Source organism: Nocardia sp. NPDC049935 (genome assembly GCF_055586645.1).
This window is the reverse complement of the sequence record NZ_JBVJHV010000005.1, coordinates 25,125-43,624: the sequence shown is the minus strand read 5'-3', so window position 1 is coordinate 43,624 and position 18,500 is coordinate 25,125. Positions and strand designations below refer to the sequence as shown.

The window sequence follows — 18,500 nt, the reverse complement described above, 5'->3', positions numbered from 1 at the left end:
ACCGGTGCCTGATCCCGCCGACCACCGCTGGACACTCACCGGACTGCAGCTCAAGGTGCTGTGCGAGGACCGCCGTATCGGTGGGCGCCTGCCGCGGCCGTTCACCTTCACCAGCGATACCAAGTTCGCCGACGACTACGAGGCCGAGAAGGACGCGGTACGCGACGAGTTGCGACGGCTCGCGGATCCGGAATTCGACGCCATGGTCCATACGCTGATCAGGCCCGACATCATGGTCACCGCGAACCTGTGGAACGAAAGACACCACACCGATCCGCGGCAGTGCGTCCGGGTCCACGCGATCCGTCGTGACGAGCGCGGCTATGTGATCACCCAGCGGCCGGGGGAGACCGTGGCCCATTCCGGCGGTTTCGATATCGCCGGATGCCGGCCCGCGGCCCTGGGGCGGGAGGTGGTGGGCCTGCTGCCCGATATCGGTGCGGGCAGCGATCCCGGGTCGGTGGCCGGGCTCCTCTCCGGAGATATGGGTCCGGGTACCGGCGCGGTCCACGCGGCCGCCACGTCCGATAGCGCGACCGGGCCGGATGCCGGGGTACTCAAGGTGATCCAGGGCTATCTGGGCTTCCGGGAGCCCGGGATCATCCACGTGGGGCTGGTCTGGCGCGATATCCCGGGCGACGGCCGGTACGCGATGGGGCCCGAGGAGCGGATGACCGGGATGGACGGCGACGCGATCCGCGCCTGGATCGAGGCGCGAATGGCGGAGATCATGCTCCGGCTGGAGTCGTAACCGCCTCGATTCCGCCCGCCCGGCGCGCGGTATCGTCACCGATGTTCATGACCATTACGAACCAGAGGATGCGCCGTGACCGACTTCGAGACGATTCTGCTGGAGCGTAAGGATGGGGTCGCCCTCATCACGCTGAACCGGCCCAAGGCGCTCAACGCGCTGAACGCGCAGGTCCTCGACGATGTGATCGCCGCGCTCGACGAGGTCGAACGCGACGACGAGATCGGCGCCGTGGTTATCACCGGTTCCGAGCGGGCCTTCGCCGCCGGAGCCGATATCAAGGAGATGCAGCCGAAGTCGTACATGGATATGTTCCTGGACGACTATTTCGCGCGCTGGGAGCGGCTGGCCCAGTTCCGCAAGCCCACCATCGCCGCGGTGGCGGGATACGCGCTGGGCGGCGGGTGTGAGCTGGCCATGATCTGCGATCTGCTGATCGCCGCCGATACCGCCAAGTTCGGCCAGCCCGAGATCAAGCTCGGCGTGATCCCCGGTATCGGCGGCTCGCAGCGGCTGACCCGCGCCATCGGTAAGGCCAAGGCCATGGATCTGGTGCTGACCGGCCGGAACATGGGCGTCGAGGAGGCCGAACGGGCCGGGTTGGTGTCCCGGGTGGTTCCGGCCGCGGAACTGCTCGACACCGCCCTCGAGGTGGCGGCGACCATCGCGTCCATGTCGCTGCCCGTCACCATGATCGCCAAGGAAGCGGTGAACCGTTCCTTCGAGACCACCTTGAGCGAGGGCCTGCGTTTCGAGCGGCGGGTCTTCCACTCCCTGTTCGCCATCGAGGATCAGAAGGAAGGGATGGCGGCGTTCGTGGACAAGCGCGACGCCCGCTTCACCAACCGCTGATCCCGCCGGATGCCACCCCGAGCCCGGTTCAGGGCTCGGGCGGGGCGTCGAGGACGTCGGTGGGGACGTAGTTGTTCCGGGCGGGTGCCGCGGTGCCGTTCTGCGCGGTGAGCAGCCCTGCCACCGTGGCCCCGAGGCCGATGGTCACCGCGGCCGCGGCGTAGACCTTGCGCCGCCCGACCGTCGGCGGTGCCAGCGGCACCACCTGGCCACCGGCCCGGATATGGGCGGTGCGGATACCGGCGGCGGGACGTTCGGCCGCGAACAGCAGCGCCCCGCGCGCCGAGACGTATTCGGGTTCGGAGTCGCAGATCAGCGGAAGCGCCAGGAGATCGCCGACCCGGGCGCGTAGCGCGGCGTTGCGGGTGCAGCCGCCGAGCAGGGCCAGCGCGTCGGGGGAGATATCGGTTTGCTCGGCGACCCGCCGGACCAGTCCGGCGGCCTCCCGGACCGTCTCGGCGCAGAGTTCGGCCAGATCACTGCGGGTGATGACCGCGCGTTCGGCGGTGGCCGGATCGGCCGCGGTGACCACCCGGGCGCTGCTCAGCGCCTCCCGGTACCGGCCCGCGGCGGCCTCGTCGGTGAACACGCCCGCCTCGTCCAGCCATTCGCAGAGCATCTCGTCGTAGGCGTCGCCGCCGACTCCGGGGCAGAAGGTTCCGGCGATGACGGTATCGGTGCGGCAGTCGAGCTGGGTGAGCGTGAGCCCGGAGGAACCCAGGTCGAACAGCGTCACCGAGCCGGTGGCCGGGAGTTTCTCGGTGAACCGCAGGTACCGCGCCTGGGCCAGGGCCTCGTCCACGAGAGTCACCCGCCCGGTGCCGAGGGCCTCGCCCACCAGTTCGGCCTGATACCGGTTCTGGCAGGTCACGGCGGTGCCGGTGATGTACTCGTCGCGCCGGCGGGCCGCGGTGTACATCCGCCGGACGGCGGTCAGCACGGGTTCGACGGGGGAGGCGCCGGCCGCGGCGCGGATATGGCAGCGGTCGATGGGCGGTAGGTGCGGCTGATCGGAATGTGTGAGTACTGCGCGCGCTCCCGAGGAGCCCATTGATACCCCGAGAACCAGCACCATAAACATATGGTGCGCCGTGGCGGCGGTGTTGCCAAGCCGAATCACCGAGAAATTTGCTGACCGGCTGCCTGGCCGTCGCTTTGTTTGCTGTCAGCTCTCGTGCCAGCGGGCCGGTTCCTCGCCGGTGTCGAAGTCGCCCGCGGTATGGCGGAACTCCGCCAGCAACTGCAGCAGCGTCCGCAACCGGTCGGGCGGCAACTCGGGGCGCGCGAAGACCCGCTCGTTGAGATACTCGGTGGCCTCGGCGACGAGATCCCTTCCGGCAGAAGTTATCTCGATCAGCGTGGCCCGCCGGTCGTTGGGATGCGGGACCCGGTTCACCAGCCCGGCCGCCTCCAGGCGGTCCACGGAATTGGTGACACTGGTCGGGTGCACCTGCAACCGGGCGCTGGCCACCGCCATCGGCAGCGCGCCGGTGGCGCTGAAGTTCAGCAACTGCAGCAACTCGTAGCGCGAGAAGGTCAGACCGGTCGGCCGCAGCGCCTCGTCCACCCGGGCCATCACGATCTGCTGGGCCCGGACCAGCGAGGTCACCGCCGCCATACCGTCGGCGACCGCGCCCCAGCCGTGGCCCACCCATTGGCGATGAGCCTCCTGGATCGGGTCGAGCGGTAGCGGACGGGGGCGAGACATGTTTTCGATCATTGCACGCCGCCGGGGGAGCGCCCCGGACCGTACGCCGGACGTGCGGGCCGATTGCGATCTGCCAGATCTCAACTCTGGGCCGCACGGAGGCCCCGGGTCATGATGTTCCGGTCACGCGGGCGTGGCTGAGTGGTTGAGGCAACGGTCTGCAAAGCCGTTCACGCGGGTTCGATTCCCGCCGCTCGCTCCAGGGACGGGCCGGAACCGGGATCACCGGTTCCGGCCGCGTACGACGGTTCAGCGCAGGCCGGAGAAATCGCGCGTGACCACGTGATTGCGGTCGGCGAAGGTGCCCAGGGTGTAATCGGGGAGCAGGCCGAACCATTCGCCGCGGGTCAGGGTGCTCCAGCGCCGGGCCTCGGGTGTGCGGGTCTTGTAGAAGTTCACCATGTAGCCGCCCTCGTAGAGCCGCAGCAGGCTGTAGCCGCCCGGATACTCTTTGACGGCGGCCACCTCCAGGAATTCGACGGCGCACGCGGTATCGGGCCGGGTCCGGCGGGTGCGGTGGGTGTGCCCGCTGTGGTGCAGGAAGACTCCCGGCGCGTGTTCGTAGAGTCGCTGTAGTTCCAGCGATCCCGGCCGGTCGAGGACGAAACCCGGGCCGGCGATATTGGTCAGCCCGGATTCGGCGGTCACCGGGTGGTGACCGAAAACCACGGTGGGACGGTCGGGTTCGTCACGCAGTGTGGTCCGCAGGTGGTCGAACTGGGCCGGTTCGATGACCCCACCCGCGCCGTCGAGCGCGCTGGTGTCGAGTCCCAGGATCCGCAGCCCGCCCAGTTCGTGTTCGAGCAGTTGTTGCCGGGCGCCGAAAACCTCACTCCAGCAATCCCTGTGGTCTTCCGCGCCGGGCACCGCGGGGCAGCCGGCGTACTCCGCCCCCGTGTGCGGCCGATCGTGGTTGCCGCGTACCGCGAGATAATCCGCGCCCTCGGTTCCCCAGCCGTCCAGCCGGGTGCGGACCGCGCGCAGGTCGCCGGGCAGGGCTTCCGCGGTCAGGTCACCGGCGAGCAGCAGGAGTCCGGCCCCGCGATCGGTGCGCCGCAGATCACCGAGCATCGCGTCGAGCATGACCTCCGGATAGGGCGCGGCGCCCGGCTCCTGGCGCAGTCCCGGTGGCAGGTCGCCGGCGAGCAGCCCGCTCACGGTCTCGCCGTAGTGGATATCGTTGGCCAGCGCCAGGGTTCGCAGGTGGCGGCCCGGCGGCGGCACCAGGGTGGTGAATACACCGGTCGTCTCCGGCGACCCCGGCAGTGCGGTCGCCGCCGACAAGGCCGGGGCCGCCCGGACTCCGCCGCAGCGCGCCTCGAACCGGTAGGCGCGGCCCGGCTCCAGCCCGTCCACCTGCGCGTAGTGGAAGGGGGTCGGCTCCGCCGCCGCCCAGACCTGGCGCGGCGGCCGGGAACCGTCGGCGGGGCCGAGCAGCAGTTCACCCTCGGCCGGCACCGGGACAGGCCGCCCCGCGGGATCCGCGGCACGGGCTGTCCAGGTGAGCACCGCCGAGGTGTCGGTGACGGTCACGACCTCCAGATCGGTGGCCGCGAACGAGCCGGACCCCGCCGCCGCGCGTCCGCCGCCGGCCAGTCCGGCGGCGGGGAGCAGGGCGGCGAGGCCGAGCGCCCCGAGTACCGTGCGCCGTGAGGGGCCGCAGCAGTTCATCGGCGCGTACTCAGGTGCCCTGGGCTCCCGACGACGAGCAGACCCGCCATTCTCCGTCCTCCTTGACCAGGTTCTCTTCCGAAGAGTCGTCGGTCTGGTCGTCGCTGCTCTCACCCGGCATCGAGAAACTGAATGTGCCGGTGAGCTGTGCCTTGGCGCGATCGCCGGTGATCACGACATCGTCGATGGACTGGATCTCGACCGAGAATTCGAGCTTCTCGGCCTCGGATTTCTCCGAATCCGACATACCCGAGAACTCGTCGCGGTCGGCTTTACAGGCCAGCTCGGTGGCGGCCTGGAAACCGTCGTTGCTCAGGGTGTCGTAGAACTCGCGCAGCGCGGCCTCGACCTGCTGCTCATCGGAGGACAGGGGAGTGCGCCCCTGCATGGTCAGCACCACCCCGACCGCCACCACGCCCACGACCAGCAGCACCGCGACGATCGCCGCGCCGACGATCACACCGGTCCGGCGTTTCCGCGGCGGCGGCGTCCCCGGGTAACCGGGTTGTTGCGCACCGGGGTATCCAGGTGGCGGCATACCGGGCCCACCGGGGTACCCGGCCCCGGGCGCCGCGGGTCCCCCGGGGTAACCCGGTTGCTGCGGATTGCCGCCCTGCTGAGGTGGGAGCTCGGGCTGTGACCAGCCGGCCTGGTCGGGGTGGCCCGGCTGCGGGCCGTCGGGAGGTCGCGGGCCGTGGGGCGGCGGGCCTGCCGGTGGGTTGGTCAAAGCCGTCTCCGTTCGGGGGAGTGTTTTTCCGAACATTACGACAATCGCCCCACCGGCGTCCCTCACGGCGGTGCCGCCGGTCGGTCGTGGTGCGGTGACCGAAAACGCTTCCCCGCGCACGATCGCCGATGCGCTCTTACACTCTTGCCGAGGCGGGGCCCGAAACACGCGGAGGTGTACGGCATGGGCGGAGCTGATGTTCACCTGTGCGGCAGCGTCCCGCTGCCCGACGCGGCGGGCGTGTTCATACAGGTCGCCTCCCGGTTGGGTGCCCATATCGGCCGGATTCCCGACGGCGAGACCGGTGATCGCCGGACCGGGATGGCATGGCAGCTGTCCCGGCTCCGGGACCATCCGGATCTGGTGACCGCGCCGGGTGAACGGCTGCGTCCGCACGACGGAATCGACCCCACGGCAATAGATTTCGGGCCGCTCGGCTATGCCGAGGCCGCGCTGCGCTCCTGGCAGGTGTTCGAGCGGTTGCGCGCGGACGGGGCGATCCGCCCCGGCACCCGGTTCCAGGTGAGCCTGCCGACCCCGGTGGCGGTGACCGGCGCCCTCTTCTCCGGGCCGCGGGCCGAACTCGAACAGCGCTGGGAGGAACGGGTACTCGACGAACTGGCCCGCATCTGTACGGCGATCCCGCACGAGGATCTGGCCGTCCAGTGGGATGCCTCGGCCGAATTCGCGCTTCTGGAGGGCCTTTCCCCGTCGTGGTTCGGTGACGGCCGGCCGGCGATCTTCGCCGGTGTCGTCGAACGCCTGGTGCGGCTGGGCGACGCGGTTCCGGAAGGGGCGCAAACCGGCTACCACTTCTGTTACGGCGATTCCGGCTCGGCGGGCGGCGAACCCGCCGACACCTCCAAACCGGTCGCGGTGGCCTCGGGCGTCGTGAACACCCTGGCCCGCCCACTGGACTGGGTTCATCTGCCGGTCCGCGGAGACCGCATCGACGAGAACTACTACGGCCCGCTCGCCGCTCTCACGCTCGCACCGGAAACCGATCTGTATCTCGGTCTGGTGCACGCCTCCGACGGGTTCGACGGTGCCCGCCGCCGTATCAAGGCCGCCCAGGCGTTCGTGCCGCGGTTCGGTATCGCCACCGAATGCGGGCTGGGACGCTACCCGGGCGAGCAGGTCCCGGCCCTGCTCGACCTGCACGCCTGCCTGGCCAACTCCCTCGACTGAGCAGCGGAATCCATGCCGAACCAGCCGGCGCGCTTCGCCGTCACACTCGCCCCGCCCCCGTCGTACCAGCATCGGGAGGCGTTCCGGGAGGTCGCCGAAACGGTCGATATCGCACTGCGGCGGCTGGGCCACGACAGTGTGCTCACCGACGAGCTCCGGGTGCCCGGCCGCCGAAGTATCGTCTTCGGCAGCAACACCCTGTCCTGGTGGGGGCTCGAGGTCCCCGGCGACGCCGTGCTGTTCAACCTCGAACAGATCGCCCCCGGATCCCAGTGGGTCACCGAGGAACTACTCGCCCTTTTCCGCGGGCACACCGTCTGGGATTACAGCCTGCGCAATATCGCCGCGCTACAGGAACTGGGCGTCGCGGATGTGCGTCACGTGCCGATCGGCCACGTTCCGGAACTCGAGCGCATCCCGCCCGCCCCCGAGCAGGATATCGATGTCCTGGTCATCGGCTCGCTCAATGCGCACCGGCTGGCCCCGATCGAACGGCTGCGCGGACTCGGCGTGAACGCGCAGGCGCATTTCGGGGTGTACGGCGCCGCCCGCGACGCTCTCTACGCCCGCGCCAAGATCATCCTGAACACCCACTACTACGACACCAAGATCTTCGAGATCGTCCGGGTGTCCTATCTGCTGGCCAACGGGCTGTTCGTGGTGTCGGAGGATTGCGCCGATACCGAGGAGGCGGCTCCTTTCGCGTCCGCTGTCGCCTTCACCGATTACGACCGGGTGGTCCAGACCTGCCTGCACTACCTCGACGCGCCCGGCGAACGGGCGGCCCGCGTCCGGGCGGGCCGCGAGATCATGCGGGCCCGCCCGGCCACCGGCTATCTCGCCGCGGCCGTTGCCGGACTCGACCGGCGGGTCCCCCGACGCTGACCGCGGGTACCGCTCATAATCCGGTGACCGAACCGATCAGGAATCGAGAAGCGCAGGTCAGCGCGCCGCGGCTAGCGTTTTCGCAGAGACAGTCACCGGGGCTGTGGTCGGCGGGCGATTCCGCGCGACAGACCGACTGGAGGTCGAGCAGATGGCACAAGAGCAGGGCAAGAGCAGCGGTTTCAGCGCGCTGTCGCTGTGGTTCCAGCGCAAGATGAACACCCGCACGACCCGCCGCATCCGGCGCAAAGGCGGCCGCTACATGGGTATGGACATGCTGATCCTGCATACGGAGGGCAAGCGCACCGGGGCACCGCGCGAAACCCCGATCAGCTGGTTCTCCGACGGCGACGGCTGGCTGCTGGTCGCCTCGGGCGGCGGTGACCGGAATCCGGACTGGTACGCCAACCTCATGGCCCATCCGGAGCGCGCCGGCGTCGAACTGCACGGCGGCGAGACACTCCCGGTGACCCCGCACCGGCTGGCCGGCGACGACCGTGCCTCGGCCTGGAAACACATCACCGACGCGCAGCCCCGGTACGAGAAGTACCAGCGCAAATCCGACCGCGAATACCCGGTCGTGCGACTCACCCAGCGCTGACCCCGAGGCGGGGCTCCCACCCGCTCGAGTGGGAGCCCCGCTCGCGTCACGACCGGCCGATCCCGCCGCGTTCGATCACTCCGGCGAAGGTCACCAGGTCCGCGAGACTGCTGACGGGTCGCCACGGATGGTCCGGACGCAGCCCTTCGATCGAGAGATGCGGCACCACGACGACCTCGGCGTCGTATTCGAGCAGATGCTGTATCGCGATGATGACACCCAGTTTCGACGTCGTATCGACAACCGCCGTGAACACCACGTCGAGCCGGTACCGGTCCGTCAGCAGGTCGATATCCGCGACGTCGGCGTCATGACGCCGCAACAGCACCGCTCGCCGTCTACTGGGCACTGCGCGGTTCCTCGTAGCCGGCCGCACGCAACCGGGAGATCACGCGGCCGAACTCCCGCCGCAGCAGATCGGCATCGCCCGGGGACGGTCGCGCGGGACCGGCGCCCGGCGTGCGTAACCCGGCGGCGACGCGTCGCAGGGTCTCGATATCGGTGCGGTACTCCTGATGCGGCAGGCGCACCGCCCCGACCGGTACCCGGCTCGCCGCCGCCGGACCGGACGCGGATCGCTCGTGCATGGTCTTCTCCCCGAGTGGATGGCATTGGCAGGCACCCAGCGCCGGGGACAAGGGAGAAACGGTGGAGATGGTTGGCCGAAGGCCGATCGACCCGGCGCCGGGGCCGGTCACAGACTTTCAGCGTCGATAGTCCTGTGTCTGTGGTCCTTTCGGCGCTTCCGGGTCGAAGGAACACAAGCAACTGTTACGGAATAGCCGGATGGCTCGAAGAGCGCTGTGCCGGGAAGCTCGGCTTCGTACCCCTAGTACTCGAGCCGGACAGCATCGGCAAGTTCGCGCATATTCGGTGTGAGCGTGCGCCGATGTCGCACGATCGATCCCAGGATGTCGCGGGCATAGCGTTGTTGTGGTAGCCATTCGGGCGCCAATGCGCGCACCTCTTGCAGTGTGGCCACCGCGTCACCGTAATTGCGCAGCGCCACATGTGCGTTCGCCACATCGAGCCGGTGACGCAGGCGCGGTGCGGCGGTAGGTGACGTCACCACCGCCGCGGGTATGGAATCCGCGATCGCCAGGACCCGGTCGGGATGGCCGGTGATACCGGCGCATTCACCCGCTATCTGGGCGACGGTAACCGGTCCGTAGGGCCGGTGTGGCGCCGGGTCGTAGGACATCTCCCGGCCGATCCGATCGGCCGCCGATTTGGCCAGCGAAAGAGCGTCTTCGGTGATTCCCGGACTGTTGTCGCGGACGCCGACGTTTGCGACGTACAGCCACAGCCGACCCCAGACGGCGAGTTGTATCGGCGTCGCACGGGAGAACCGGGGCTCGATATCGTCGGCCCACCGCTGGGCGAGTTCGGCCGCGGCCCGCAGGTTGCCCTGGCGAAGGTGGTTCCACACCTGGGCGTTCACCGGAGCGGCGGCGGTCCCGCGATCCGGGGCCTCGTCGATGGCCCTGTTCAAAGCGTCTTCGGCGCTGTCGAACTGGCGGTTCTGGACCAGCAGCCAGCCGGTCATTCCCAGGATCCGGGATCTGAGCGCACGTCCCTCGCCGCCGTCCAATGCGGCGGCATCGCGCAGTAGTGCGGGCAGACCCGCCGCCACCTCGGTGTACCGGTGCGCGCCGAGGGCCGGAAGCAGGCTCTCGTACCCGGCTTTCACACCGTCGACAGTGGGTCGCTCGTCGAGGTCGTCGCCGCGCCCCGCCAGCGCGCGCCGCACCGGACCCCACAGGTCGGCGGTCTCGGCCGACGCCCATTCGGCGTCGGCGCCTCCACCCTGGAGGGTCGAGGTCCGAACTCCCAGCGCGACCGCGAGGGAACGCAGCGTCTCCAGCCGAACACTGTCGCGCTCACCCTGCTCGATCTTCTTGATGAGCGAGATCGAAAGCCCGCTCAGATCGGCCAGTTCTCGTTGCGTCACGCCGCGACGCTTGCGTACGGAGGCGACGCGGCCCCCAAGATCCGCAGTCATACCATCGAGCGTACGGTTTCGGAGATTTTCGTGTCGTCGTTCGAGTTCTGAAGCACGCCCGCCCACCGGAGTGCCGGGCGGATCGGCTCGGAACGCGCACCCCGGCACGCTGCGCCGGAATCGGATTGCCGAGAACGGAGTAAGCGGATGACAGATCCGGCGACGACATACTATGCCCTCCTCCGGGAGGGCAGGACCCGTGAGAATCCCACCGGCATCATCAGGCGAATCCACACCACACCCCCAACCGACGAAGCCTTCGGCCGGGACATGAAATGGCATCGCACAGAGTACTTACATCGGTACCTGCTGGGGCACAACGACACCGACCATGAAGAGATCACCGCCGATGAGGCCCAGGTGGTCCTCGACAGGTGGTGCGCCATATGGAGCCGGGAATCCCGCGCTGAGTAGGTCGGCGGACCGCAGCGTGGCCGCGATCGTCTTCTAGTCGAAGATTTCGGTACCGGAGTCCTCGCGGGCCGGTGGCTCGGCGAAGGGGTGCCGAATGCGGAAATCCGCCGACAGTCGGCTGCTGACACGGTCCACCGGTTCGCCGGCGGGCGCGGTGCGGACGTGCCCGTCGTCGTCGACGTAGCACAGGACGGCGAGGGGGAGGGGAGTGCTCGACCGCCAGCCGTCGCGGAGTCGCTCGGGGGTGAGATCGGCGAGCGGATAGGGCAGGTCGTGGTCGGCCGAGAAATCGCGCACCGCGGCAAGCGCGTCTGCGGGGGGCAGGTACGGACTGTCGGCAGGTGATGGGTAGTAGAAGATCTCATCGGTGGCGGGCACCGAATACCCGGCCCCGGTCGGGTCGCGTACCGGAACCACCCGTCCCGACACCAGGTGGTAGGGGACAACAGCCACGGTGACCTGCGCGGCCTCGGCGATATCGATATCCGCCCAGATCTCACCCGCGCCGATCACTTCGACATTCGGGAACCGGGACCACTCGTCGCGAGTGGGGTGCGGCGGTTGTGGCACCGTGCTTTCCACACGGCGCCCGCCCCCGGCACTCACCCGGAGCCGGGGACCTTCGATTCGCATGATCGAGAACGTGTCGCCCTTGTAGCGGCAGGTCGTGATGACTTTGTGGAACGCCTCGACCTCGGTGGCAGGGACTGTTTTGTGGGCGACGGACTGTTCGAAGGCGTCTCGATCGTCCTTGGGCTCGAAACCATCGGGAATCTGTTCCCCCGGCGGCACCACCATGCGAATCCGTAGGTCACTACCTCTGCCCAGTCCGCGATAGCGAAACGCTCGCCCCTGATAGACGCAGTAGCGGCCGCTGGGCAGCAGTTGCGATCCGTCGAGCCGCAACCTCCGGTGCGGCGCTGTGCCCGGGGCTCCGCACAACACCTCGTCGACGATGGCGCCGAGTTCGGCGTCTGTCGGCGTCCGCGGCGCGAAACCACGGTCACGCGCATACGCGACGAATTCGGGTCCCGGGTCGAGGTTGTACCGGCGCACGTAATAGCCGACCGCGTCGTCCCACCGCCATACGCCGTCGGTGCGCTGCGTCAGCGGCACTTCGGGCCTGGTGCCGTCGGACCAGGGATCAACCCTGCGTGCGGTGGTGCGTATCAGGACCGTCCCGGCGTCCAGATAGTCGGCGACCTGGGCCGCGATCTCGGTTGAGAGTCTCGGCAGGGATTCGTCCGGGGTGATTCCGGCCGGGTCGCCCGGATCGGGTCGCCATACCGAGAGAACCCGCGTCACCGGCCGTCCCCAAGTGTTTCCAGCCAGAGATGGCCGGGGTGGACTCGCGACAGCCAGTCCGACAGCCGGGATCGCCGTGACCGGTCCAGCAGGGGCAGCACACAACGGAAATCGGCCTCGTCCTTCGCCCGGTGCGCTTTCGCCTTGAACAGCAGCACCGCCTCCGGAATCAGGTACGGGATGCCGTCGGCGGTATGGCGGATCAGTTCCCTGTAGGGCAGGGTGATCGACTCGTCGCGGCGGCAGACCCACCGGTCGCCCCGGTGCGGTTCCCGGAACACATCCAGCCGGTAGTGCCCGGTTTCCGGCTCGCGCAGCCAGGTCTGGTGCAGGGTGTCCGCCTGTTCCGGATACGGCCGGGCCCGGCCGTCACCGACGACATCCCAGTCGAAGCCGGGGAGCGCGTCCGCGATTTCGGGGAACCGGTCGCGCGGCACTCCGATCTCGAGATCGGAATGCTCGCGTCCGAGGCCACCGGCGAACAGGTCCAGTGCCCATCCCGCTGCCACGTACCAGCACGGCGGAGCGCCCGACAGTCGCTCCGCGACCTCGGCCGGTGTCCAGGGTTTCCAGAGCCGGTCGCATTCCTCTTCCGGCAGTGGGCGTCCCGCCATCCGCGCGTCTCCTTCGCTGCCGTGACACACCGGCCCGCCGAATCGGAATCGGACCTCGCACCGGCTAGGGGTTCAGGACGATCTTCCCCACATGCGCCCGGCGGGCCAATTCGTCCTGGGCGCGCGCCGCTTGCTCCAGCGGGAACGCCGCGGCGACCACCGGCCGGATATCGCCCCGGCGGGCCAGATCCATGAGCAGGTCGAAGTGGGTGGGTGTGTGCATGGCGGAGCCGATCAACTGCGCGTTGTGCAGGTAGAGCCTCCGCACATCGATCTGCACGCCGTACCCGCCGAGCGCGCCCGCCACGACCCACCGCCCGCCTTCGCGCAGGAGCGGCAGACCGTCGCGTATCAGGTCGCCCGCCACGACATCGAGCGCGAGATCGATACCCCGCGGCTCGGCCGCCCGGACCTGTGCCGCGATATCGCCGGCCCGATCGACGACCGCGTGCGCGCCCGCCTCCCGCACCGATTCGATCTTGTCCCCACTGGAGATCGCCACCACCCGCGCGCCGCGCGCCCGGGCGATCTGGACCAGCGCCAGCCCGACGCCGCCGGAAGCGCCCGACACCAGCACGGTTTCGCCCTTGCCCAGGCGTCCGCGCTCGATCATGCCCAGTGCCGTGCCGTAGGCGGTCGGCAGCGCGGCGAGTTGATCGTCGGTCAGCGGGGAATCGGTCATATCGTGGACCCGCCGCGCCTGCGCGGTCACGTATTCGGCGTATCCGCCGTCACGTTCGCTGCCCATCAATCCCACCGGGTTCGCATCCGGACCGTCGCCGTCGTAGATCGCCGGATCGACCACCACCCGGCGTCCGATCAGCCCCTCGTCCACCCCGCCGCCGGCGGCCACCACCCGTCCCGCGACGTCCGCGCCCTGGATACGCGGAAAATCGATCGGGCCACGCCAGCCCGACCGCGCGCCGGCATCGTCCGGGCGGCCGTACGCGCCCTCGCGGGTCCACAGATCGGTGTTGTTCAGCGCCACCGCGGCGACCCGGACCACCACTTCACCGTCTCGGGGAGCGGGTACGGGCACCTCGGCGAGTTCGATCACCTCCGGTCCTCCGTGGCCGGTGATCCGCATCGCGCGCATGGTTTCGGGTAGTCCCACGGTTCGGCACCTCCTCGGTTTATTCACTGGTCTGTGAAGTCGACGGTACGCCCGACACCGTGATTCGCAACCGGGTCGCCGGGATCGCTCTGCGGTTCCCTCCGGCGACTGCCCGTTGGGACCGATCGCCCGGCCGGCGGGGTCAGGCCCGGTCCGCTGCCGCTGTCCGGACGTCGGTCGAGGTGGCAGCCGGGGTCGAGCGGTGTGTTCGCAGCAGTGTTGCCACGAGGACGGCGCCGACTGTGAGGATGACGGCAGCGATCGAGAGTGCGAAGGAAAAGCCCGGTGACTCGGCGGAACCGGCCGAGGCGTCGTTGTGGCGTTCGGCCACGGTGACCAGAACCGCGATGCCGATCGCACCCCCGATCTGCTGCACCGAGCTGAACAGTGCCGAGCCGAGGCCGGCGTTCTCCGCGGTGGTGCCGGTGACCGCGGCCACCGTCAGGACCGGCAGGCTCAGCCCGCATCCCAGGCTGGTGACGAGCATGCCCGGCAGCACACCCGTTGCGTAGGAATCGCCCACCGCCACACCGGACAGCATCAGCAGCCCGGCCGCACTGATCAGGAACGACAAGACCAGCGCCCACCGCATCCCGATCCGCGTGATCGCGTACGTCGAAAGACGCATTCCCACAAGGATTCCCGCGCCATAGGGCAGATAGGCCAGGCCGGCCTCCAACGGACCGTATCCGAGCACGGTCTGCAAGTGGATCATCAACAAGAAGGCCATGGCGAAAAAGGCCACGGAAAACAGCAACGTCGCCGCGTTGGCGACCGAACGCGTCCGGTCGGCCAGGAACGATATCGGCACCAACGGCTCCGCCGACCTCGACTCCACCACGATAAACGCGGCGGCCAAGAGCGCGGCCAGCAGCAGAGCCGCGATGACGGGGAGGTCTGCCCAGCTCGCTTCCCCGGCTCGGAGCAGACCGTAGACCAGGGAAACCGCGGCGCCGGTGCCCAGGACGGCGCCGGGTATATCCAGACGTACGCGGGAACGCGCACGACTTTCCGGGATCAGGCGAGGCAGCAGTACGAGGGCCACCGCTGCCACCGGCAGGTTGATGAGAAAGATCCAGCGCCAGGACGTGAGGTCGGTCAGCACGCCGGAGATCACCAGGCCCGCGGTGCCGCCCAGAGCCGCGATCGCGCCCCAGATCGCCAGTGCCCGGGTGCGTTCCGCGGTGCCCGGGTACAGCAGCGTGATCAACGACAGCGCGGCGGGGCTTGCCATGGCCGCGCCGGCGCCCTGAACGAACCGTCCGAGCACGAGTTGCCATGGCGCTTGGGCGAGCCCGCACGCGAGACTCGCCGCACCGAACAGCGCCACTCCCAGGAGGAAGACGCGGCGACGGCCCAGCAGGTCGGCCGCGCGCCCGGCCGGCAACAACAATCCACCGAATGCGAGAAAGTAGGCGTTGACCACCCAGGCCAGTCCCGCGCCGCTGAAACCCAACTCGTCGCGGAGGGTGGGGAGGGCGACGCTGACCACATTGTCGTCGAGGACGAGCATGAACTGCACGAAGCACAGCACCACCAGCGCTGCCCGGCGCCGGCCGGGGGCTACGGAAGCGGCCACCGGCGTCACGGCAGGCGCTCCGGCTGCGAGGGCGTACGCCAACCGCTGTGAGTCACGAGATTTTTCAGCACTCACCGACGCTATGTGTCCCTCGAAGCTGGCCACAATACGTGATAAGGACCGATAGTGTCGCGTTGAGGACATAGGCTGGCGTCGTGCTCGAATCCGCGGATTCCTTCGACACCTCCGGCGCGGGAGTGATCATCGTCGGACAATTCCCGTTGACCTCGGGGGAGTGGATCCCCGCCCACAGCCATACCCACCATCAGCTGGCATGGACGCGTCGCGGGGTCCTCGGCGTCGCTGTGGCCGACGCGTACTGGGTACTGCCGCCGACCCGTGCCCTGTGGATACCGGCGGGAGTGGTGCACCGAACCGGAGCCACCCGCGAGGCGGTGTTGTGCAGCCTCTACCTCGATCCGGCAGCATGCGCCCTGGACTGGTCCGAGCCCACCGCGGTGGGCGTCGGCGCGCTGCTGGCCCAACTGATCACCCATCTCGCCCGCCACGATCTCGCCGAAGACGCACGGCGGCGAGCCGAGGCTGTCGTGCCGGACCTGCTGCACCCCGTACCGGCCCTGCCGATCGACGTCCCACAACCTGTGGACGAACGGGTCCGCGCCGTGGCCGACACTCTGCTCGCCGACCCCGCCGACCCCCGCAGCCTCGAAGCGCACGCGCACGACATCGGAGTGAGCCGACGAACACTGACCAGGCTGTTCGTCCGCGATACCGGTATGAGCTTCGACCGCTGGCGCACCCATATGCGGCTGCGCGCCGCCCTGCCCCTCCTCGCCGAAGGCCGTACCGTATCCCAGGCCGCCCACGCCGTGGGATACACGACGGCGAGCGCTTTCCTCGCAGCGTTCCGCCGGACCGTGGGGACCTCACCCGGACGCTACCTCCACGCGGACGCCGGGCTCGACCTGTGAATCGAATGAACCCATGGGAGCGCGCACCACGCTGACGGCGGCCCCCATCGTCGGTGAATCCTGGGCCGATACCTGTCATCCGGTGAACGTAGCGGGATTGCTGTCGACGTCGACCGGCAATGCGGCGGAACCACAGCCGGTTGACCGGGCAGAGTGTCGGCCGATTCGTGGGCGGCAGCGGGCTGCGAACGAGAAAGGCCCCCGACCGGTTGGTACCGGTCGGGGGCCTTCATCGTCTGTGCCCTCGGCAGGAATCGAACCTGCGGCCTTCTGCTCCGGAGGCAGACGCTCTATCCCCTGAGCTACGAGGGCGGGGATCCGCCCGGCCGAACCGGTGACCGGTCGATCGGGCGGACCACAGCGTATCGCATCACCGCCGAGGAGGCCAAAACGTGTGGTGACAGGTCAGTTCATGGGTAGCGGCTCGGCGCCGCGGGCCGTGAGCATATCCGTCATCAGGCGCGCTTCGCCCTGCTGGGCGACCAGCATCTGCCCGGCCAGCACCCGGATCTCGGTGGTGGCGGCGTGTTCGGCGCCGTATTCCAGCATCGGCACCCCGCCTTCGTGGTGGCGGAGCATGAGTTGCAGGAACAGTTTGTCCTGGGCCGCGCCTTTCGCGTCACGCAGCTGCTGGATCTCGGCCGTGGTGGCCATCCCCGGCATCGGCCGGTCGCTGTCGGTGTGCGCGTGTTCGTGGCCGCCGTGCCCGCTGTGCTCATCGGCGGGCATCCACGCCATATAGCCTTCGGACCCGCGCGCCGGCGCGCCCCACATCTGCAACCAGCCCTGCATCCGGCCGATCTGGCTCTGCTGAGTGGTGAGGATGTCGTAGGCCAGGCGCTGCACCGCCGGATCGGTGGTGCCGGTGAGGGTGATGCCCGACATCTCCACCGCTTGGGCGTGATGGGCGGACATATCCTGCGCGAACCCGATATCGGTCGTGTTCGGCGCGGTGCGGTCCGGTTCGTCCGGTGACAGCAGCACCCCGGCGCCGAACCCGAGTACCAGCAGGATGATCGCGCCGATGATCAGCAGCGCGGTGCGCTGGCCGCGGACCTGCGCCCGCCAGCCGGTCTCGGGCGCGGGTTCGGTCACCTCGTCGCCGTCGGTCATCCGGCGGCCCCGGGAGCCGGAGCCTGCTGTTCCGGCATGGTGCCCGGCATACCGGGGATGGCCGGGATACCGCCGGGCAGCCCGCCGCCCGGCAGGCCGCCGGGGAGTCCGCCCGGCATGCCGCCGCCACCGAGTTCGGCCTGGTCGGGCTGCAGACCCTTACCGTCCATCGGCACCGCGTCGGGGCCGGGTTCGCTCGGGTCGTAGGGCGGCGGGTTCTGGGTGTCGAAGGCCATGGTGGCGCAGTCGGCGCCGACCTCGGGGTAGGCGAACTGGTTCAGCCGCAGCGCGGTGATGAACTGGCCGACCCGCTCGTCGTCGGCGCTGGGCACGGTGAGCTGGTGCCCCCAGGACTGCAGCGAGACCGGCGCCTCCTGGCCGGGGTGCGGCGACATCAGCATGTACTGCTGACCCTCGACCTTGCTCTTCAGCGTGTCGATACCCGACTGGTCGACCTTGTCCGGGTTGTAGGTGATCCACACCGCGCCGTGCTCGAGCGAATGCACCGCGTTCTCGTCGCGCAGCGCCTTGTCGTAGACGGTGCCCATGCAGTTGGCCCACGACGCGTCGTGCGGGCCACCGAACGGCGGGGTCTGGTCGTAGGCCACCCGCTGGGTCGCGTCGATATGCAGCCCGGCGGGGTACTCCTTCTTGACCACGCCCTCGATCTCGTCGGAGGGGTCCTTCTTCTGCTCCGACGGAGTGAATTTCTCCAGGGCGGCCTTCTCCTGGTACTTGGGCACCAGGTTGACCGCGAGTGCGGCGACGAGCCCGATGAGGAGCACTACCGCGCCCACTGTCAGCCAGGGAATTCGCTGGCCGAGTGGTGGCTTGCCCCTGTTCCGCTGGTTGTTCGTCCGGGCGGCGGTCACTTTGCCCGCCGCTTTGACGGCCTTCGCCGATTTGGCGCTGGTCCTGTTCGGCATTCCGGTCCCAGTTCTTTCCACGCGATGGTCAGTGCCAAGGGGTGCGGCCACGCCGGGACCGTCACGGTCCGCGCGTGGCCGCAGCAGGGGCGGAGCTACGCCTCGCTGCGGTGCCCAC

General features: G+C 69.2%; 19 protein-coding genes and 2 tRNA genes. 7 read left to right on the top strand and 14 right to left on the bottom strand.

The genetic code is table 11. The features are described from left to right. Positions 1-4 precede the first annotated feature (4 nt). Together ACZ6SF_RS20070 and ACZ6SF_RS20065 are read left to right on the top strand one after the other, a co-directional pair. The gene (locus ACZ6SF_RS20070; RefSeq protein ID WP_466063681.1) at positions 5-751 is read left to right on the top strand and encodes an ESX secretion-associated protein EspG; all 747 of its coding nucleotides are present in this window, start codon (positions 5-7) and stop codon (positions 749-751) included. Positions 752-826: 75 nt separating this feature from the next. Next, positions 827-1,603: an enoyl-CoA hydratase gene (locus ACZ6SF_RS20065; RefSeq protein WP_466063680.1), complete on the top strand. Its 777-nt coding sequence runs from the start codon at positions 827-829 to the stop codon at positions 1,601-1,603. 28 nt (positions 1,604-1,631) lie between these two features. On the opposite strand, the gene ACZ6SF_RS20060 is transcribed toward ACZ6SF_RS20065, so the two are convergent. Together ACZ6SF_RS20060 and ACZ6SF_RS20055 are read right to left on the bottom strand one after the other, a co-directional pair. Next, complete coding sequence (locus ACZ6SF_RS20060; protein ID WP_466063679.1) at positions 1,632-2,678, bottom strand: DUF7159 family protein; 1,047 nt, start codon at positions 2,676-2,678, stop codon at positions 1,632-1,634. A 90-nt stretch (positions 2,679-2,768) separates the two neighbouring features. Then, entirely contained in the window at positions 2,769-3,311 is a 543-nt protein-coding gene (locus tag ACZ6SF_RS20055) for a MarR family winged helix-turn-helix transcriptional regulator (protein ID WP_466063678.1), read from the bottom strand. A gap of 127 nt (positions 3,312-3,438) precedes the next feature. On the opposite strand from ACZ6SF_RS20055, the gene ACZ6SF_RS20050 reads away from it, so the two are divergent. Next, positions 3,439-3,513: transfer RNA gene (locus ACZ6SF_RS20050), tRNA-Cys, on the top strand. A 47-nt stretch (positions 3,514-3,560) separates the two neighbouring features. Here the strand turns inward: ACZ6SF_RS20050 and ACZ6SF_RS20045 are convergent. Together ACZ6SF_RS20045 and ACZ6SF_RS20040 are read right to left on the bottom strand one after the other, a co-directional pair. Further along, positions 3,561-4,982, bottom strand: a complete 1,422-nt coding sequence (locus ACZ6SF_RS20045) for a metallophosphoesterase family protein (RefSeq protein WP_466063677.1) — start codon at positions 4,980-4,982, stop codon at positions 3,561-3,563. Between the two features lie 10 nt (positions 4,983-4,992). Beyond that, positions 4,993-5,520, bottom strand: a complete 528-nt coding sequence (locus tag ACZ6SF_RS20040; protein ID WP_466063676.1) for an Rv0361 family membrane protein — start codon at positions 5,518-5,520, stop codon at positions 4,993-4,995. Positions 5,521-5,892: 372 nt separating this feature from the next. On the opposite strand from ACZ6SF_RS20040, the gene ACZ6SF_RS20035 reads away from it, so the two are divergent. The 3 genes from ACZ6SF_RS20035 (at position 5,893) to ACZ6SF_RS20025 (ending at position 8,383) form a co-directional block, all read left to right on the top strand. Beyond that, entirely contained in the window at positions 5,893-6,897 is a 1,005-nt protein-coding gene (locus ACZ6SF_RS20035; protein ID WP_466063675.1) for a hypothetical protein, read from the top strand. Positions 6,898-6,909: 12 nt separating this feature from the next. After that, positions 6,910-7,782 (top strand): glycosyltransferase family protein, encoded by an 873-nt coding sequence (locus tag ACZ6SF_RS20030; protein WP_466063674.1) that lies wholly within the window; start codon positions 6,910-6,912, stop codon positions 7,780-7,782. A 151-nt stretch (positions 7,783-7,933) separates the two neighbouring features. Continuing rightward, on the top strand, positions 7,934-8,383 hold the full coding sequence (locus tag ACZ6SF_RS20025) for a nitroreductase/quinone reductase family protein (RefSeq protein WP_466063673.1): 450 nt from the start codon (positions 7,934-7,936) through the stop codon (positions 8,381-8,383). Between the two features lie 46 nt (positions 8,384-8,429). Here ACZ6SF_RS20025 and ACZ6SF_RS20020 read toward each other — a convergent pair whose 3' ends face one another. The 7 genes from ACZ6SF_RS20020 to ACZ6SF_RS19990 form a co-directional block, all read right to left on the bottom strand. Beyond that, a complete protein-coding gene (locus ACZ6SF_RS20020; protein WP_466063672.1) occupies positions 8,430-8,732 on the bottom strand; it encodes a hypothetical protein in 303 nt (100 codons plus the stop codon). After that, a complete protein-coding gene (locus ACZ6SF_RS20015; RefSeq protein WP_466063671.1) occupies positions 8,722-8,970 on the bottom strand; it encodes a hypothetical protein in 249 nt (82 codons plus the stop codon). The genes ACZ6SF_RS20020 and ACZ6SF_RS20015 overlap by 11 nt, the downstream gene beginning before the upstream one ends. A gap of 242 nt (positions 8,971-9,212) precedes the next feature. Then, on the bottom strand, positions 9,213-10,385 hold the full coding sequence (locus ACZ6SF_RS20010; RefSeq protein WP_466063670.1) for a helix-turn-helix domain-containing protein: 1,173 nt from the start codon (positions 10,383-10,385) through the stop codon (positions 9,213-9,215). A 447-nt stretch (positions 10,386-10,832) separates the two neighbouring features. After that, positions 10,833-12,104, bottom strand: coding sequence for a hypothetical protein (locus ACZ6SF_RS20005; protein WP_466063669.1), 1,272 nt, complete (start codon positions 12,102-12,104; stop codon positions 10,833-10,835). After that, on the bottom strand, positions 12,101-12,718 hold the full coding sequence (locus ACZ6SF_RS20000) for a nucleotidyltransferase domain-containing protein (RefSeq protein ID WP_466063668.1): 618 nt from the start codon (positions 12,716-12,718) through the stop codon (positions 12,101-12,103). The genes ACZ6SF_RS20005 and ACZ6SF_RS20000 overlap by 4 nt, the downstream gene beginning before the upstream one ends. Before the next feature lie 64 nt (positions 12,719-12,782). Further along, positions 12,783-13,832 carry a zinc-binding dehydrogenase gene (locus ACZ6SF_RS19995; RefSeq protein ID WP_466063667.1) on the bottom strand — a complete coding sequence of 350 codons (1,050 nt, stop codon included), beginning with the start codon at positions 13,830-13,832 and terminating at the stop codon, positions 12,783-12,785. A 142-nt stretch (positions 13,833-13,974) separates the two neighbouring features. Next, entirely contained in the window at positions 13,975-15,420 is a 1,446-nt protein-coding gene (locus ACZ6SF_RS19990; protein ID WP_466063666.1) for an MFS transporter, read from the bottom strand. 146 nt (positions 15,421-15,566) lie between these two features. Here ACZ6SF_RS19990 and ACZ6SF_RS19985 point away from each other — a divergent pair, with 146 nt between their 5' ends. Then, complete coding sequence (locus ACZ6SF_RS19985; protein WP_466063665.1) at positions 15,567-16,343, top strand: AraC family transcriptional regulator; 777 nt, start codon at positions 15,567-15,569, stop codon at positions 16,341-16,343. Between the two features lie 239 nt (positions 16,344-16,582). Here ACZ6SF_RS19985 and ACZ6SF_RS19980 read toward each other — a convergent pair. The 3 genes from ACZ6SF_RS19980 to ACZ6SF_RS19970 all read right to left on the bottom strand — a co-directional run bounded on the left by ACZ6SF_RS19980 (position 16,583) and on the right by ACZ6SF_RS19970 (position 18,382). Beyond that, positions 16,583-16,655 (bottom strand) — tRNA-Arg (locus tag ACZ6SF_RS19980). 93 nt (positions 16,656-16,748) lie between these two features. Then, on the bottom strand, positions 16,749-17,456 hold the full coding sequence (locus ACZ6SF_RS19975; protein WP_466063664.1) for a DUF305 domain-containing protein: 708 nt from the start codon (positions 17,454-17,456) through the stop codon (positions 16,749-16,751). Continuing rightward, on the bottom strand, positions 17,453-18,382 hold the full coding sequence (locus ACZ6SF_RS19970; RefSeq protein WP_466063663.1) for a DUF3105 domain-containing protein: 930 nt from the start codon (positions 18,380-18,382) through the stop codon (positions 17,453-17,455). The genes ACZ6SF_RS19975 and ACZ6SF_RS19970 overlap by 4 nt, the downstream gene beginning before the upstream one ends. Positions 18,383-18,500 lie beyond the last annotated feature (118 nt).

What these genes read in the sequence shown, in the direction of transcription:
- ACZ6SF_RS20060 (WP_466063679.1), bottom strand. Translation starts at nt 2,678, where the DNA reads ATGGTGCTGGTTCTCGGGGTATCAATGGGCTCCTCGGGAGCGCGCGCA.
- ACZ6SF_RS20055 (WP_466063678.1), bottom strand. Translation starts at nt 3,311, where the DNA reads ATGTCTCGCCCCCGTCCGCTACCGCTCGACCCGATCCAGGAGGCTCAT.
- ACZ6SF_RS20045 (WP_466063677.1), bottom strand. Translation starts at nt 4,982, where the DNA reads ATGAACTGCTGCGGCCCCTCACGGCGCACGGTACTCGGGGCGCTCGGC.
- ACZ6SF_RS20040 (WP_466063676.1), bottom strand. Translation starts at nt 5,520, where the DNA reads ATGCCGCCACCTGGATACCCCGGTGCGCAACAACCCGGTTACCCGGGG.
- ACZ6SF_RS20035 (WP_466063675.1), top strand. Translation starts at nt 5,893, where the DNA reads ATGGGCGGAGCTGATGTTCACCTGTGCGGCAGCGTCCCGCTGCCCGAC.
- ACZ6SF_RS20030 (WP_466063674.1), top strand. Translation starts at nt 6,910, where the DNA reads ATGCCGAACCAGCCGGCGCGCTTCGCCGTCACACTCGCCCCGCCCCCG.
- ACZ6SF_RS20025 (WP_466063673.1), top strand. Translation starts at nt 7,934, where the DNA reads ATGGCACAAGAGCAGGGCAAGAGCAGCGGTTTCAGCGCGCTGTCGCTG.
- ACZ6SF_RS20015 (WP_466063671.1), bottom strand. Translation starts at nt 8,970, where the DNA reads ATGCACGAGCGATCCGCGTCCGGTCCGGCGGCGGCGAGCCGGGTACCG.
- ACZ6SF_RS20010 (WP_466063670.1), bottom strand. Translation starts at nt 10,385, where the DNA reads ATGACTGCGGATCTTGGGGGCCGCGTCGCCTCCGTACGCAAGCGTCGC.
- ACZ6SF_RS20000 (WP_466063668.1), bottom strand. Translation starts at nt 12,718, where the DNA reads ATGGCGGGACGCCCACTGCCGGAAGAGGAATGCGACCGGCTCTGGAAA.
- ACZ6SF_RS19975 (WP_466063664.1), bottom strand. Translation starts at nt 17,456, where the DNA reads ATGACCGACGGCGACGAGGTGACCGAACCCGCGCCCGAGACCGGCTGG.
- ACZ6SF_RS19970 (WP_466063663.1), bottom strand. Translation starts at nt 18,382, where the DNA reads ATGCCGAACAGGACCAGCGCCAAATCGGCGAAGGCCGTCAAAGCGGCG.